Raw genomic sequence first — 16,540 nt, forward strand, 5'->3', positions numbered from 1 at the left:
GCAGTTCACGCAGAAGCTCGATCTCTAGATCTTTTTCGCCTAGGAGTTTAATCGCAGTGTCCATCTTGTCCTCTAACTCCTGAACACGTTTTGCATCTTCGATACGTTCGCTAACAGAGGGTGTTGCCTGCTCACCGAATCGTTCTTTGTAGAACTTCACCCAGTTCGCAATCGTGCTCGGAGAAACTGAATACTTACGGGCAAGGAAAGATATCTTTGTTCCATTAATCGCTTCTTGGGCAACTTTGATCCGTTGTTCGTCGTACAACTTATTGCTCTTCATGTTCCTCATCCCCTTCTCTATTAGTGTACCTTATGCATCTTGAGGACTCCAATTCGATTAGGGGGCTTGAGAGAAACCGCAAGTTTACACGGAATTAGTTGGCGATTTTCCATTTAGTTCACTCAAAATCGGTATACCTGGTGAACAAACATTTTCTGCCGTAGGGGCCGTAACAGTATTTCAACAGCGCTATGCTCTCCCGCGTTTCATATTCATGCCGCCTATCCCGCGCTAACTCCTGCCAGATCTACCCTGCTCTTCCCGCAAAAGCTCCACAATCGCTGCTGTTCCAGCCGACAGCTGGATCAGATCAGCGGATAGCAGCCGCGTCTGCTCATGAAGCACGCTGATTTCGTCCGTCCCTTCCAGATAACGGGAGGCAAAATGCAGAAACACATCGACTTTGCGCAGCAGCATCAGGAGCGGGATCGCTGTCAGCTCTTCAGCGGTCAGCGTTACGCTCCGGCTAAAGCCGCTGCAGAAATCACGGACTGCCTGTTGCTGCTCCGGATGGCCCAGCAGCCCTGACAGAATGACTGCAGGGTCCATGGCCCGCAAATCATAGGTACAGAATTCAAAATCAAGCAGTGCCGCAACCCGGCTGTGATCATCCTTATCTACCAGCAGATTGGAAGCGTTGAGATCTCCGTGGACCAACTGATGCGGGAGCGTTTCCAGTTCCTTTAGAGAGTCTGCAATATTTACATAGGCCGCATATATCCTGCCAAGCTCCACCTTCAGCTCGGCCAGCGACTCCGGCGGATTCATGCACAGCTCCCGGACCGTCTCATCAGTACATAACGGATACGCCTGCCGGAGCTCGTAATAGGGACGGTAAACCGGCTTCGGGCCGGGATCTAATTCAGACAGAACGGACGACAGCTGTCCTGCAGACAATCCGAAGGACTCGTAATAACCGGTAGCCTCCTCACCGGGAGAATCTCCGTCAATATACCTGAACATGCAGGCAAATTTGCCATTTTCCCCTTCCAGCTGCACCAGCGTGTCTCCATATACGGTTTGAACCGGAAGCGGTGTACTGAATGGTAATGACAGCTTACTCAGCTCAAGCAGCACGTAATGTTCGAATTCTATTTTTTCCCTGTCACGATGTGTATCATAAATGCGCAGAACGCCCTTCCGCCCGTCCCCGTTCACTATATAGGTTGTATTGTTCCAGCCTCCGCTGCGCTTCTTTAGCGCTCCGGCCCATTCCGGCCAAAACTCCCTCACGATTGTTTCCACAGACTCATGCCTCTCTCTCATAAATATCGATACCACTTAGTTCAAAAGCAATACTATAGCTGTCAAACCAGTGTGTCAAACCCCTTTTCCAAAATGACTATTGAAATATTACAGCAGGATAAGCTAGACGGATAATCTCTATATTTTTCACGGTAAACGTTTTACTTTGCTTATTCCATTTATTTCTTGGTGTGATAGTATGAGCTAAAAACATTTAGACCGGAGGGCTATTGTTGAAAATCCGTGCGACACTTTCCCTTTTTCTCAGTCTTGTACTGTTAACATTGGCAGGATGCGGCAACCAAGATAACCTCAGCGAAGGTAAAACCGACGAGCAAATTGCAGCCGACTATGTTCAAGCTCTTGGTTATACGATTGTAGCTCATGAAGGAGAGGCCACCAAATATACATTGGAGCAGAAAACGCTTGAGAATCTCGATTATATGCAGCTTTGGGGGGTTCAGAAGCAGAAACCTGACGCCTATTTCGGAAAAGACATCGTCACCTATCCATTCATTGTGAAGGGTCATCCTTTGGAACAGCAGTACAGTCCGGATGATCACAGGATTTGCGTGGCTGTTATGCTTGTTGACAGCAAGGTCATTGGCGGAACTTCGGTTCCTCTAAGCAAAGTAAAGAATCTCGTCATGGTGGGAGGAGCGTATTCAATTGAAGGAAAAACACTCAAAGAGGTAAAAGGACTGAATTATGCGGAGTGGCTGGAGCACTGGAAAAAAACGTACGGCAACGTAACAGAATAAATGGATTAGGAGCGTGTATGCGTCCCTGTAATTTTTCCGTTATAATAATGCAATACATATCATAGCGCAAAGGATGGGATTCATAATGGAAGCAACTGTATCCAAACGCTGGCTGCTGGCCAGATTATATGACCCCGAGCAGACGATTGTGGACTGCCGGTTCACACTAGGCAAGCCTCAGGCCGGCCGGGAAAGCTACGAACAGGAGCATATTCCGGGAGCGGTCTATCTCGACCTGGAGCTGGACCTGTCCAGCCCGGTCACTGAACACGGCGGACGCCATCCGCTGCCCGACCCGCAGGTGCTTGCAGCCCGTCTCTCCCGGCTTGGCATCAGCAATGATACACGTATTGTAGCCTATGATGACGAAAGCGGCATGAACGCGGCCCGTCTCTGGTGGCTGCTGCGCTACCTGGGGCATGAGCAGGTATTTATTCTGGAGGACAGCTTCGGTACCTGGAAAGCGGAAAAATATCCGGTAACAGATCATCAGCCGATTCGTGTGCCGAGTACATTTGTGGCAAATGTGCAGCCGCAGATGCTCGCTGGTGTGGATGAGGTGCGGACGGTATCTGAAAAGACTGTTGCAGCTATGGGTGATACGGTTAACAGTGACTCCACGGCTCCCCACCCCGTCCTGCCGATCCTGATCGACTCGCGGGCGAATGACCGTTATCAAGGCTTGAATGAGACGCTCGATAAAAAAGCCGGCCATATCCCCGGCGCGCTCAACTACTTCTGGAAAAACACGCAGAATGCTGACGGCAGCTACAAGAGCGCCGACGAGCTGCAAGAGCATTTCACTGGCCTTGACAAAGACCGTGAGATCATCGTCTACTGTGGCTCCGGCGTAACCGCCTGCCCGAACGTGCTGGCGCTGGAGAAAGCGGGATACAAGAATGTGCGGCTGTATGCCGGAAGCTGGAGTGACTGGATTAGTTATGAGGACAACCCTATAGCTTCTGGAGAAAAGTAACCCAAAGAGCCTGCGCCAAGCGCAGGCTCTTTGGATTAGGAGCTATTTGTAAGTATAATTAATTCACCTGAAAATTTTATTATAGTGAATTGGGGAGGGGTATTAGTGAGAAAAGTTTTTTTGATATTACTTTGTATATCATTAATAACAGGATGTTCTAAAGAGCATTCATCCAGCTATCCAAGCTCAGTGGCTATAAACAATAACATGTATGGTTTATCTAACACAACTTTAAAAATTCAAGATATCGGTGAAGAAATCGGCCCGATTGAGAAGATAACACATCCTATGCCGACAAAAAACGGTGAATCCAATGAGGTCCCTGTGGGAAGCACGTTATACATGATTAATGGAGTCAATATGGATGAAGCTATAGCGGTCAAAGTCGATGAGGAGTATTATAAAGCAACTAAAAACGGTCCGCTTTCAAGCAAATAAAATCAGATAGGTCCATATGAGTCTCCTTATACAGTATGACTGACTACAAACTAATCGGATTCGGTACGGACGGCAAAAGGAACTGGGTGCGCACGCTTAACCCTAAGGACCGTAGCAGTACCAGTGGCAGGAGCGTCCGGCAGTAATCGATCCGGAGACTTTCGAAGGGGATTGGGCCAGTGAGGATTTCTATGTGCTTGATCCGGGGAATCTGCAGATTAACTACCATCTCTCCACACTGTGGAACGACTATAACGCCGGACATCAATATATCTATGCGGGAAAAGGCGAGCTCTATCTGACAGACAACTGGTTCAGTAATACTGTGACAAAATACATTTTGAAATAGTGCCGGACGATAATATTAATGCGTTCGACAACCTAATGATTTGTGCAAAACCGGTATGGAGCGACGTTCCACGCCGGTTTTCTTATGAAATCTAAAAGAATTTCGCCCATATTCCGACATATTATTCAAGAGCTTTGCTCAAATATGTATTCGGGGGATGACTTATGTCACAGCTAATTAAAAAACGGCCATTCCGATTTTCGAGTATTGCAAACACTTTGGCCCTAGTCCTGCTAGTCATTATCGTTGTCGTCTTCTCGATTCTGGGTACCTTCTTCTTTTCGAACACCAAAAGCATTCTGGTCAACCAGCAGGAGTCAATCCTTATGACCAAAACCCAGGGCATTGTCAGTCAATTTGACGCCTTGTTTAAACAAAAGGGCTCACTGGTCAAACAAATGTCCACGAATGATCTCTTCAAGCAATATATTGAAAGCACAACACCAGATCAGGTAACCACATCTCCTCATGCTGCTGATACCATAGCGACCTTGGCGGAAATTGTAAAGGCGGAGCCGTCCTTTGCCGATGCCTGGGTTGCCGGATTATCCGGAAAGGGTTATTTTCTGCAAAATGACGGTGTCGCCTCCAAGTCTGATTTTGACATCCGTTCACGCCCCTATTTCAAGCCTGCCAGCGAAGCTGACGGCCTGTATTATTCTGAACCCTATGCTGACGTCAACACCGGCACTTTGCTGATGGGAATCTTTTATCCGATTAAAAATGACAGCAATCAACTGATCGGTTTTATTGCGGCAGATATTGCTTTTGATGACATCCCGGCCATCATGCAGAGCTACTCTCTGGGCAGCACCGGTTATTCCATGCTGGCCACCCGGTCCGGCGACCTGCTGTATCACCCGGACGAAGACAAAGTCCTGAATGAAAAAATCAATGAGAGCGCGGGTGACCTCGGCTTAATCGGCACAAAAATGATTAAAGGCGATACCGGCGTTGAGCTGATTAACGACAATGGGGAAGCCCGTTATATCGGTTATGCTACCAGCGAGGATACAGGCTGGTCTGTCGGCCTGACTATTTCTCAGCATGAGGCGCTCAGTGAACTGAAATCCTTTACCCGGAACACGATTGCCGGTTTTTCAGCGGCTGCCCTTTTGCTGGTGCTGATCAGTTATGTCACGCTCCGGTACCTGCTTAGATCCATCCCAAGACTGCTCACTACAATCAAACGGATTGAGGACGGGGATTTGACGGTTCAGTTCAGGGAACATTCGAGCAACGAAATCGGGCAAATTGCCCAGGGTATCTCCAGCATGGTCCAGAGGATTCAGGGAATGATCCAAGTAATCACTAATACTACTCAGGTGTTGGCCCAATCTTCCCATAATCTGCAGGCTATCTCCTCCAAAACGGCAATAACAATGAACGAAACGGCGACGGCTATCAATGAGATTGCAAACGCCACAAACTATCAGTCAGAGGAATCAGAGAGTATTCTGCATAAAACAGGTGCACTGTCGGATCAGATTAACGAAATCACCAGTGATGCACAGGCTGTAGAAAATATGGCGCAAATCTCCGCGCAGCTGAGCGAATCAGGTCTTGCCCTGGTAGAGCAGCTGTCCAAATCAGCGGAAGACAACCACAAATCCACTCAGGCGGTGTCATCTATTATAGAGTCCATTGATACAAGCCGTCATGAGATCTCGGGCATTGTGGGCACTGTGAATCAAATTGCCGCCCAGACCAACCTGTTGGCGTTAAATGCTTCAATTGAGGCGGCACGTGCAGGTGAACATGGCCGGGGATTTGCAGTGGTTGCCGGAGAAGTCCGCAAGCTCGCTGAACAAACAGCAGCAGCGACTCAGGAAATCTACAAAAAAGTCAGTGCGATTGAAGAAAAAACAATCATCTCAGTGGAGCACACTAATAATGCCTTGAAGATTGCCGAGGAAAACGCCAGCTCCGTAGAGAATGCCAAGCAGGTATTCTTTGACCTGAACAGGGATTTAGAGGAATTAAAGCTAAGGATGATTCAGATCAGCAATAACACCTCCGTTATCCACAAGCACAAGGATGAAATTTTGCAGGCAATCGAGGTTATCTCGTCTACAACCGAGGAGAATTCCGCCTCCACTCAAGAGGTTAGTGCCAATACACAGGAGCAACTGGGCAGCATCGAGCAGGTCGCTGAATTATCCAGACAGCTCAGCCAAATCTCCCAACAGCTGGAGAATGAGCTTAAACAGTTCAAGGTTGAGTGACGGGATCACAAAGTAATCTCCAGTCAAATAAAACCATATTTATCCGGACAAAGAGCCCGCGCCAAGCGCAGGCTCTTTGTTCTTTTTACTTAGCAACTGTAAGACGCATCTGTAAGCATAACGGAGCATCCGGGCGTACTTCTACGGAGAGGTTCGCTGAGGTCTTCTGTTCCTGTCTCTGCCGCACTCACCCCCTATGAATACAGCTTATACAAATTGGGCACATTCAGGCTTTACTGTATAATGATAAACATTACGCCGGGTGTGAAGTTAAAGCTGCGGATCACCAACTATACAGGCTCAATCGGGAGTCTGCACTCTTAAACTGAAAGGATGAAGTACATTGGGTTACACGGAACTGCTGGAGCGAAAAGGCGAACTTCTTAAAAAGACAGTCGAAAACTGGGTTTTAAAAGAAAACCGTGATGGTCTGAACCATCAGGAGGCCCATATCTACCGTAATATGCTCAAGGAATTTCACCAGAATGAATATGAGTTGAACGCAGTACGCGATGAGGAAGCAATCAAGCGCCAGGAATCCGGATCTAACGGAAAAGCAGAATAGCTAATCGCTCCATTAAAAGCACGCCAGCCGGGCTTGACTTCCGAACGCTTTACCTTCGGAAGGTCGGTCCGGCTTTTACATATGAGGAGAGCCCCGCCTGTAGAGTTTCCCTTCCACCTGGACTTTTATTATCAACGGTCACTAGCTGGAGTCACCCCTCAGACTTATAAAACAGAGAAACCGGCAAAAAAAACATCTGTAAGGTGGTCATGAATAGTTTGTCTTATGGCATATTTTATGTTATCTATTGTAAGACAAAGAACAAAATACATATGAAAGAGGTTTAATTATGTGGGAACGCGCAGATTTGAAACGCAGGGCCAAGAATGTCCTCAGGACCTCGTATTGGAAGGCGTTTGTAGTGAGCTTAATCCTGGTCATTCTCGGGGAAGGTGCGGGCATCCCAAGTTTTAACCGAAACTGGGGATCATCGGGACGGACAGAAATGACAAACTCCGGTATTGTTTCCGATTGGGGCGTTTTAGGGCCTCTTCTTTTTATTGCACTATTCATAGGCTTGTTCATCGTATTGTTAGGAATTGCTTTTCATATTCTGATTGGCTCACCTCTTATCGTTGGCTCCCAGCGTTATTTCAAGCAGTCTGCCGAGGGTGAAGTCAGTATGCGGCATATCGGCTACTCGTTCAGAAAAGACCGGTACTGGTCTATAGTGGGAACTATGCTCTGGAGAAATTTTTTGCTATTCTTATGGTTTTTGCTTCTGATCATTCCAGGTATCATTAAATCCTATTCTTACAGCCAGGTACCGTTTATTCTCGCGGACAATCCGAACATTGGTTACAATCGTGCAGTGGAGTTAAGCAGGCAAATGACACATGGTCAGAAATTCCGGATATTTGTGCTTGATTTGAGCTTTCTCGGCTGGATGCTGCTGGGTCTGCTGGCACTCGGCATCGGCGTCTTGTTTGTGCAGCCTTATGTCAATGCGACGAAGGCAGAGCTTTACCTGGACCTGCGCCGGAATGCGCTTGCCGGAGGTTTAACCAATGAGTACGAGCTCCGTTTAATGGACCCCCCTTTCTTCAAATAAAGGATTCTCCGATAAATGAACTCAGGAGGCAGCCCTCAGGCTGCCTCCTGTCATTTTGCAACAACCCTTCAGTCAGCAAACGTCACCTGTATAGACACAATCTCCGACCGGGAACCGATGCGGATCGGGGGTCCCCAGAAGCCGTATCCGGAGGATACGATGGAGTGCATCTGCCCTTTTTGCAGATAACCCCAGTCATTTTCAAAAATCCGCGAGGTAATCAGATTGGCAGGCGCGATCTGCCCGCGGTGGGTATGGCCGGAGAGCATCAGATCAATGCCCTGCTCCTCAGCGGCGGCGAATTCAACCGGCTGATGCTCCAGCATCACAACCGGCTTGGTGCGGTCTGTCTCTTTGATAAGATCAGCCAGCCCCGCCCTCTCCTTGTCGCTGTAATCCTTCCGCCCTACCAGTGTCAGCCAGTCTCCAATCTGGACGGTCTCGTCATATAGCACCTGCATTCCGCTCTCCTCCAGCAGGCTGATCAGCTCCTGTGTCTCCCCTTCGAACCGGTCATGATTCCCAAGGGAGGCATACACGCCAAGCGGCGCTTTTATTCCGGATAAAATATCCCCGATCCCCTTATTTTTGTAAGGCATAATATCATCATCCACAATATCCCCGGGAAGCAGTACGATATCGGGTTTAAGTGCGTTGATCTCTTTGACCATCCGCTCTGCATGGCTTTTGCCGGACAGGTAGCCAAAATGCATATCTGATGCCATCACAATATGCAGCTTGCCGCTCTCCGGGCCAGGCTTGCCGATCCTGATGTCATAGGAACGTGTAACCGGGCTGAAAGCATTAAAACTGCCGAACCCGATCAGACCAGCCAGCAGCAGCAAAGTGATGATTCCTGACCATTTCTGGACGGCATGGCGCGGCAGGCGGGACAGCTTCGTTAACCAGACGATCAGATGGATAACAGGCAGCACCAGCACAGATAAGCTGAACAGGGCCAGCCAATAGCTGCCTATTACGCTCAAGACAGCTGATCCGGCAACAACCCTGGACAGAATCAGCGAGCTTGCCAGAAAAACAAGCAGAATGATATAGACCAGACGGAATCTGGCCGATACCGCGGGCTTAATCCAGCTCCAGCCGCTCCAGCCGATATAGAATACAATTGCAGCGTACAAAAGAATAAATACAAGTCCGAGAATAATAAACATGATAACCACCTTGTTGTTGGAGTGAAAGCAGCATTCTATGATCTTTCGGATGCTCAGCTGTTGCTATAACCTAGTCTACTGTAACTTCAAACCCCGCTGCAACTTCCGCGGTTACCGCACCAGGCACGCTTTCTACTTAGAAGCGGTTTCTGCCACAGCCGGTTACTTGCCCCCTCTATCAGCCCTTATATTGACATTATCTAATAATTATCATTTAATAGTTTGGACTTCATAATCTCTTACTACTATCCGGAGGACTTCTTCATGGCAAAAACCATTTTTCCGCGGCTGCAGGGAAACAGCCGGGGCTGCCTGACCTTTGAGCCCTTTTTCCTGATACCGTACAGCATGTTCTCCACCTATGCTACCCTGTACATGTACGAGCTTGGACTAACCGAGCTGAACATTGGCTGGATTACAACCATCGGTCTGATTGTGCAGGTACTTTCCTCTCTACTGAGCGGATATTTAACCGACCGCATGGGCCGCAAACGGGCGATTCTGTACTTTGATCTGCTCAGCTGGAGTCTGGCTACCCTGTTATGGGCCTTTTCGCAAAACCTGTGGTTTTTTGTGGCGGCTGCCATCATTAACGGCTTCCAGCGTGTACCGCATATCGCATTTTATTGTCTGATTGTTGAGGATACCCGTCCCTCTGACCGGACCTATGTATTCACCCTGCTGCAGATCATCAGTGTAATCGGCGGATTATTCGCACCGCTGGGTGGCCTTCTGGTGAATCAGTACGGTATGGTCACAGGCATGCGGATTATGTATGTGATCGCCTTTCTGTTCATGACCTTTCAGTTTGTCGGGCGCCAGCTGACGACACGTGAGACGGAGGCAGGAATCAGAAAGCGCCAGGAGACCCGTGATCTGGGACTCAGAGAGAGCATGGCCATATATGGCGGCGCTTTCCGGGAGCTGGGGACAGACCGCAATCTGCTGCTGATCTTTGGCGTATACATCCTGTTCAATTTTCAGGCAACGCTGAAGACAACTTATCTCTCTCTATATATGGCAGATTACTTACGGATTGACAGCGGCATCATCTCTCTTTTCCCGGCAGTCTCCTCGGTCATTATGCTGGTGACCCTTTGGCTGCTGATGCCCAAGATTCCCGATCAGGCTGCCCATAACGCCATGATGGCCGGATTTGGACTTTCTGCACTCTCGAATGTCATGCTGGTGATCCACCCTTCCTCCAGCCTGCTGTGGATCGGACTCAGTACCATTCTGGCGGCTGTAGGACTGATGATCAGCTCGCCTTATCTGGAAGCTGCCGTACAGAACGCTATAGATGATGACAAACGAGCCAAGGTATTTTCCATGCTGTCCGTGCTGATCCTGCTGTTCACCGCACCTGCGGGCATCATCGGCGGCTGGGCTTACAAGCTGGACCCGCGGATTCCATTATGGCTTGTAACTGCAGCATTTGTCCTCTCGTATGTCATGCTATATGTATACCGCAGACGTACAGGGCACAGTACCGGCTACCCGCAGCCGGACTGATGATTACGTCCGCTTTAAGCTCAAGCCGTTTCTGAGCGGCACATAGCATAAAAAAACAGGGATGCTTCTCAGCCAGCTATGGCCGGAAGACATCCCTGTTTAATTCTGAAGCTATGCAGTCGGGTCAGACTTGACCCTCTCCTTCTCCAGGACCTCTTTCAAATCGTCCTGGATACGCCGGTTCCACAGCGGAACGCCGGTCCGGTATGCAGCACGCCCGGTAAGGTGAGCCGACAAAGGCGAGGTCATGAATACGAACACAATCCCCAGCAGCAGCTTCGCGCTGATGTAATCGAGGAAAAAGGCATAGTAGAGGAACGCGCCGCTAAGCACACACAGGACACCAAGCGTGGCACTTTTGGCCGCAGCATGTGATCTCAGATACACATCGGGCAGACGGATCAGTCCAAACGAGCTGACCGCACTTAACAGTGCCCCTGTCAGAATAAGCAGTGCAAACAGCAGTTCAACTATCGTTGTGATCACTTCCATGTTCAAATACCACTCTCCTTTCGATATATCTGGCTAAGGCCATCGTTCCGATAAAAGAGAGAATTCCGATCAGCAGAATATATTCAATGAAGGATTGGGTCTTAAAGAGTACCGAGAGCACCGCCACCATTGCCAGCAGATTAATGCCGATTGTATCCAGTGCGGCAATCCGGTCAGGCAGTGACGGCCCCTTCACCAGTCTCCAGGCACAAATGCCGATGGATATGACCATGATGGAAACCGACAGCATGAGTATAAAGTGGATCATGAACGGGACACCTCCAGAATCGCGCGTTCAAACGTATTGCGGATATTGTCTCTGAACTTTTCAGCATCTTCGATATCCATAGCATGAATATATAAGGTCCGGTTATCTTTGGATACCTCCAGGACAACCGATCCCGGAGTCAGACATAGCAGGGTAATCAGCACAGCAATCTCCCAGTCCGACTTTAACTCCGTAGTGTACATTAGAATGGCCGGACGGATATCAAGATTGGGTCTCAGCACCGCCTTTACTACCACATAACTGGATACGACCAGCTCCCGGAGAAACAGTATAGCCAATTTTACTACAGCCCATCCTCTGTCAATATACAAGCGGCCGTTAAAGAACCGCCGCAATCCAAACAGTACAAGAATACCGAGCACATAGCCGACAATGAAGCCGGAAGCTGTCCAGTCATTGTTCAGGAACATCCACAGGAACGTTATCATGAAATTCAACAATATTTGAAAAGCCATCCGCATCTACTCCTTCATGACAGCGTTAATGTATTGTGCCGGATCAGCAAGCACAGCTCCGGCCTGGAGAACATATTCGTTCACCGTCTCGGCACCGATACCCATCAGAATCAGAAGGACAAACAGTACAGCAGCCGGGGCCATCATCGCCTTGTAGCGCAGGGGCCGGATCTCTTCTTCGCTTCGCTCGCCGCCCCAGAATACCTCCTGGAACACTTTGATCAGCGAGTACAGGACAACGAAGCTTGACGCCAGCGCAATCAGAGAAAGGGCTACATGCAATTCACCAAATCCGCTGCGGATCATCATAACCTTTCCGGCAAAGCCGCTAAGCGGGGGTACACCCACCAGGGCAAGCGTTAGAATAAAGAACATCCACCCTGTATAGGGGTATCTGCGGATCAGGCCGCCCATCTGTTTCAGCTGCTCTGTTCCGGAAGCGGCCAGAATCATTCCGCCAAGGAAGAACAGCAGCGCCTTGGCAATCATGTCATGCATCAGATAGAACACGGCCCCGCTGAGCGAATCCTGGGTCAGGACCGAAATACCAAAAGCAATAAAGCCGACGCTGATAACTATGTTATAGTTGAAAATCCGGCTCAGATCATTGTACGCCAGCGCTCCGACCGCTCCCAGAATCATCGTTGCTCCCGCCATCCAGGCCATTAATGAATGCGTCAAATCCGGATTGTGGATAAAGATCAGCGTAAACACACGGGTGATGGCATACAGTCCCACTTTGGTCAGTAATGCGCCGAACAACGCCCTTACCGCCAGCGGAGGAGCGCTGTAGGAATCCGGAAGCCAGAAGAACAGCAGCAGACCCGCCTTAAGCGAGAATACGAGCAGCAGCAGCACGGCGATAACATTCATGACACCGCCCTGCCCTGCCTCTGCTACACGCATGGCCAGATGCGCCATATTAAGCGTCCCTGTCGCACCATACAGATAGGCAATTGCCGCTACAAACAGAGCAGAGGAAATGACATTGACCAGTATATATTTCAGCGTTTCGCGCAGCTGGACTCTTGTACCGCCCAGCACGATCATGGAATAGGAGGCAACCAGCAGCACCTCAAAGCAGACGAACAGGTTAAACAGATCACCGGTCAAGAAGGAGCCGAACACTCCCGTCAGCAGGAAATGGAAAAACGTGTAGTAGTAAAACCGCTCCCGCTCCTCCCCGATACTGGCAAAGGAAAAGAACAGGCAGGCTGCACCCACGACCGCCGTCACCAGGACAAGCAGGGCCGCAAACATGTCAGCAACAAAGACAATGCCGTACGGGGGTATCCATCCACCCATATGCAGCGTTTGAATCCCGTCTGTTTTGACCTGGTATACAATCGTTACAGCAACTGCAATATTCAGAAACACACTGACCGCACTGATCATACGCTGAAGGCCAATCTGCTCTTTCAGGAAAATCAGGATCACTGCCGTAAAAGCAGGAATCAGCAGAGGCAGCACCAGCAGATTGTTCATGATCTCTCCCCCTTGCTGCCTTCCACATCATCCATCCCTGCAGAGCGGTACGCGCGGTAAGCAAGAACGATGAAAAACGCCGACACCCCGAAGCTGATTACGATCGAGGTGAGGATAAGCGCCTGCGGCAGGGGATCGACATAAGAATCCGCTTTTTCGCCAAGCAGCGGTGAAGCACCGGTCTTGAGTCCGGCCATGGTGAGCAGCAGCAGATGAACCCCGTGAGTAATCAGTGTCGTCCCCAGCAGGATACGAAGCAGGCTTTTGGAGAGTACCAGATACACACCTACAGTAAACAAGACACCGATCGCCAGGGCAATTAGGAGCTCCATCAGTTATCCCTCCCGATCGTAAAGATAATATTCATAGTGACACCAATAACCGCCAGATAGACGCCGAGATCGAACAGCATCGCTGTAGTCAGCTCGGTCTTGCCCATCACAGGCAGTTCAAAATAGCCGAAAGCCTGGCTCAGGAAAGGTGCGTCGAATACAAATGACCCTATACCAGTAAGGAAAGCCAGCAGGATACCAACTGCTATCAGCATGCGGTAATTGACCGGAAGAACCTTTTCGACAAAATCCATACCGAACGCGATAGCCAGCAATATTAGCGCTGCCGCAGCCATCAGGGCTCCGATAAAGCCGCCGCCCGGATTGTTGTGACCGGCAAAGAACAGATACAGCGAGAACGTAATGATGATGACGAATGCAACCTTTGCCACCGACTGAAGCAGCACATCGTTGCTGCGGGAGTAGCGGGGCTTCTCATCGTCAAACATGCTTTTTACGGCTGCAGGCTTGTTGTCCGGCTCCACCTTAAGCTTGATCATGGAATAAATGGCCAGCGAGGCCAGTCCCAATACGGTAATTTCAAACATCGTATCAAAGCCGCGGAAATCCACCAGCAGAACGTTGACGATGTTTTTGCCGCCACCCAGCTTATAGCTGTTCTCCGTATAGTAGGTTGATATGGATTCGAACGGGCTGCTGTCAAGCGCCGCCAGGGCGACCAGCGTCATGGTTGCTCCGAACCCGATGGATATAATCAGCTTCGGCAGCTTCAGCTTGAATTTAACCTTCTCCCGCCCAAGCCTTGGCAGATGCCGGAAACAGAGCAGGAAGAGCGTGACAGACACTACCTCGACAATCATCTGGGTAAGTGCCAGATCAGGGGCACGGAACAGGATAAAGAGCAGCGTTACCATGTAGCCCACCATACCTGTCAGCAGAATCGCCGACACCCTCGACTTGGCAAACGGAATGGCCAGTGTACCGGTCAGAAGGACCAGTACGGCAACTACTTCAAAGAAGGAAATCGGGGCATATTCGCCCTGACCTAGTGTAATGCCGTCTGTATACAGCATGGACCCGCCTACAACCACAATAATTAATGTAAAAATATACATCAGGTAATGACGCATGGAGCCCGTCATATAGAGCCCGGTAATCGAACGTGAAGTCCGCTCGACGAGCCGGATGCTGCCGTCGTATACCTGGTTAAGCGTATAGCCCCGGCCTCTGCCCCATTCTTTATCCACGAGGCTAAGCCGGCCATAGATCCGGTACACAACAATCCCCAGAATAATAACACCCAGCGTCATCCAGACTTCGGTAGTGAAGCCGTGCCAGAAATAAATATTGACGTAAAAAGGGGAGCCCGCTGCTATCTGCGGATGGATCGCATTCATACCCGGTACAATCAGCGTTTTGGACAGCATATTCGGGAACAGGCCGGTCACCACTGCCAGCAAAGCCAGCAGGATCGGCGACAGCAGCAGCCCGAACGGCGCCTCATGCGGTTTCTTATCCAGCTTCTCAGGCTGGTACTTTCCGAAGAAGGTATGGAAAACCATAATCATGCTGTATGCAAAGGTAAAGATGCTTGCAATCCAGGCTACAACCGGAACGATTGTAAACAGGGATTGCACACTCAGGATATCGAGCTCCCTGATATTCAGAACTGCAGTGAAGAACATTTCCTTACTAAGGAATCCGGCGAACGGCGGCAGACCCGCCATCGAGAAGCTTCCGATCAGCGCAACTGTAAAGGTAACCGGCATCAGGGATACCAGCCCGCCCAGCTTGCGCAGATCACGGGTATTCGTCTCATGGTCGACGATTCCGACAACCATGAACAGTGAGCCTTTAAATATGGCATGGTTAAATAAATGGAACAGCGCTGCCGTTGTTGCGGCGGTATAGTATACAGCCTCTTCACCCGTATAGAATGAAGCTGCCGATCCCATACCGAGTAATCCCATAATCAGTCCGAGCTGACTGATAGTGGAGTAGGCTAACAGAGCCTTCAGGTCCGTCTGCTTCATCGCCTGGATCGATCCATAGATCAAGGTGATCAGGCCGACACCCGACACAATCCAAAACCACTCATGTTGCCCCGCAAACACCGGGCTGAAACGCGCGACCAGATACAGGCCGGCTTTGACCATGGTTGCCGAATGCAGGTAAGCACTGACCGGAGTCGGCGCTTCCATTGCATCAGGAAGCCAGATATGAAACGGAAACTGGGCTGACTTGGTGAAGGCACCCAGCAGAATAAGCAGCATCGCAGGAATAAATAGCGTTTGTCCGCTAATATCGCCCGTCTGGCTCCAGATTTCCCGGATGCTGAATGTCCCGGTCATGACATACAGCATCAGGAAGCCTGCGAACATCGCCAGACCGCCGAAGACGGTAATCAGCATCGACTTGAGCGCACCGTAACGCGACTTCTGTCTGCGGTGCCAAAAAGCAATCAGCAGGAATGAGGAGACACTGGTCAGTTCCCAGAAACCGTACAGCACCATCAGATTATCGGACAATACGACTCCAAGCATAGCCCCCATAAATAACAGCAAATACACATAAAACGGGGTCAGCTCTTCCTTGCGTTTGTCCAGATAATAAATGGAATAGGTGATGACAAGCGTCCCCATCCCTGAAATCAGCAATGCAAACAGTAAACTTAATCCATCCAGGTGGAACACCAGATCAATGCCAAGTGACGGAATCCATGATACAGTCTCGTATCCGGAGTCCCCTCCCTTGATGACCGGTATGCGGGTCAAAAAATAAACGAACAACGCCAGCGGTCCGGCAAGCACCATCCATCCTCTATGGAGTCTCGGCAGCTTCCCGCGGAGAAGCGCTATCATTAGGGCCAGCAGAAACGGAACAAGAACGGTTATATGAAGCAAAGGCAAGCCTCCTTTTCCACCCTGTATTTTTAAGTTGTGAACAATG

17 protein-coding genes are annotated in these 16,540 nt (G+C 49.7%); 8 read left to right on the forward strand and 9 right to left on the reverse strand.

Translation table 11 applies throughout. From position 1 onward, the window contains the following. Together BLR64_RS28395 and BLR64_RS28400 are read right to left on the reverse strand one after the other, a co-directional pair. On the reverse strand, positions 1–283 hold a 283-nt coding region (locus tag BLR64_RS28395), incomplete at its 3' end, for a transposase (protein WP_167360802.1). Positions 284–514: 231 nt separating this feature from the next. Beyond that, positions 515–1,528 (reverse strand): phosphotransferase enzyme family protein, encoded by a 1,014-nt coding sequence (locus BLR64_RS28400; protein ID WP_090719878.1) that lies wholly within the window; start codon positions 1,526–1,528, stop codon positions 515–517. Positions 1,529–1,761: 233 nt separating this feature from the next. On the opposite strand from BLR64_RS28400, the gene BLR64_RS28405 reads away from it, so the two are divergent. From BLR64_RS28405 to BLR64_RS28430, 7 genes are all read left to right on the forward strand, one after another. Beyond that, the gene (locus tag BLR64_RS28405) at positions 1,762–2,289 is read left to right on the forward strand and encodes a hypothetical protein (RefSeq protein WP_090719880.1); all 528 of its coding nucleotides are present in this window, start codon (positions 1,762–1,764) and stop codon (positions 2,287–2,289) included. A gap of 85 nt (positions 2,290–2,374) precedes the next feature. Then, entirely contained in the window at positions 2,375–3,265 is an 891-nt protein-coding gene (locus BLR64_RS28410) for a sulfurtransferase (protein WP_090719882.1), read from the forward strand. Between the two features lie 105 nt (positions 3,266–3,370). Next, positions 3,371–3,703, forward strand: a complete 333-nt coding sequence (locus BLR64_RS28415) for a hypothetical protein (protein ID WP_139172130.1) — start codon at positions 3,371–3,373, stop codon at positions 3,701–3,703. A 193-nt stretch (positions 3,704–3,896) separates the two neighbouring features. After that, complete coding sequence (locus BLR64_RS30485; protein WP_167360803.1) at positions 3,897–4,052, forward strand: hypothetical protein; 156 nt, start codon at positions 3,897–3,899, stop codon at positions 4,050–4,052. A 164-nt stretch (positions 4,053–4,216) separates the two neighbouring features. Then, the gene (locus BLR64_RS28420; RefSeq protein WP_090719886.1) at positions 4,217–6,277 is read left to right on the forward strand and encodes a methyl-accepting chemotaxis protein; all 2,061 of its coding nucleotides are present in this window, start codon (positions 4,217–4,219) and stop codon (positions 6,275–6,277) included. A gap of 343 nt (positions 6,278–6,620) precedes the next feature. Continuing rightward, entirely contained in the window at positions 6,621–6,842 is a 222-nt protein-coding gene (locus tag BLR64_RS28425; RefSeq protein WP_090719888.1) for a hypothetical protein, read from the forward strand. Positions 6,843–7,131: 289 nt separating this feature from the next. Next, entirely contained in the window at positions 7,132–7,893 is a 762-nt protein-coding gene (locus tag BLR64_RS28430; protein ID WP_090719890.1) for a DUF975 family protein, read from the forward strand. A gap of 68 nt (positions 7,894–7,961) precedes the next feature. Here BLR64_RS28430 and BLR64_RS28435 read toward each other — a convergent pair whose 3' ends face one another. Beyond that, positions 7,962–9,065 carry a metallophosphoesterase gene (locus tag BLR64_RS28435; RefSeq protein ID WP_090719892.1) on the reverse strand — a complete coding sequence of 368 codons (1,104 nt, stop codon included), beginning with the start codon at positions 9,063–9,065 and terminating at the stop codon, positions 7,962–7,964. Between the two features lie 264 nt (positions 9,066–9,329). On the opposite strand from BLR64_RS28435, the gene BLR64_RS28440 reads away from it, so the two are divergent. Continuing rightward, positions 9,330–10,577 carry an MFS transporter gene (locus tag BLR64_RS28440; protein WP_090719894.1) on the forward strand — a complete coding sequence of 416 codons (1,248 nt, stop codon included), beginning with the start codon at positions 9,330–9,332 and terminating at the stop codon, positions 10,575–10,577. Between the two features lie 111 nt (positions 10,578–10,688). Here the strand turns inward: BLR64_RS28440 and mnhG are convergent, their stop codons facing one another. Genes mnhG through BLR64_RS28470 form a run of 6 tightly spaced genes read right to left on the reverse strand, consistent with a single transcriptional unit; the run spans position 10,689 to position 16,500 of the window. Further along, positions 10,689–11,069 (reverse strand): monovalent cation/H(+) antiporter subunit G, encoded by a 381-nt coding sequence (gene mnhG, locus BLR64_RS28445; RefSeq protein WP_090719896.1) that lies wholly within the window; start codon positions 11,067–11,069, stop codon positions 10,689–10,691. Next, positions 11,044–11,337 (reverse strand): Na(+)/H(+) antiporter subunit F1, encoded by a 294-nt coding sequence (locus tag BLR64_RS28450; RefSeq protein ID WP_090719898.1) that lies wholly within the window; start codon positions 11,335–11,337, stop codon positions 11,044–11,046. The genes mnhG and BLR64_RS28450 overlap by 26 nt, the downstream gene beginning before the upstream one ends. Beyond that, positions 11,334–11,813, reverse strand: a complete 480-nt coding sequence (locus BLR64_RS28455; protein WP_090719900.1) for a Na+/H+ antiporter subunit E — start codon at positions 11,811–11,813, stop codon at positions 11,334–11,336. The genes BLR64_RS28450 and BLR64_RS28455 overlap by 4 nt, the downstream gene beginning before the upstream one ends. A gap of 6 nt (positions 11,814–11,819) precedes the next feature. Then, positions 11,820–13,298: a Na+/H+ antiporter subunit D gene (locus BLR64_RS28460; RefSeq protein WP_090719903.1), complete on the reverse strand. Its 1,479-nt coding sequence runs from the start codon at positions 13,296–13,298 to the stop codon at positions 11,820–11,822. Then, on the reverse strand, positions 13,295–13,630 hold the full coding sequence (locus BLR64_RS28465) for a Na(+)/H(+) antiporter subunit C (protein ID WP_090719905.1): 336 nt from the start codon (positions 13,628–13,630) through the stop codon (positions 13,295–13,297). The genes BLR64_RS28460 and BLR64_RS28465 overlap by 4 nt, the downstream gene beginning before the upstream one ends. Next, positions 13,630–16,500, reverse strand: coding sequence for a Na+/H+ antiporter subunit A (locus BLR64_RS28470; protein WP_090719907.1), 2,871 nt, complete (start codon positions 16,498–16,500; stop codon positions 13,630–13,632). Before BLR64_RS28470 ends, BLR64_RS28465 begins: the two co-directional genes overlap by 1 nt. Positions 16,501–16,540 lie beyond the last annotated feature (40 nt).

The organism is Paenibacillus typhae (assembly GCF_900099765.1).
GTDB classification, from domain to species: Bacteria; Bacillota; Bacilli; order Paenibacillales; family Paenibacillaceae; genus Paenibacillus_AQ; species Paenibacillus_AQ typhae.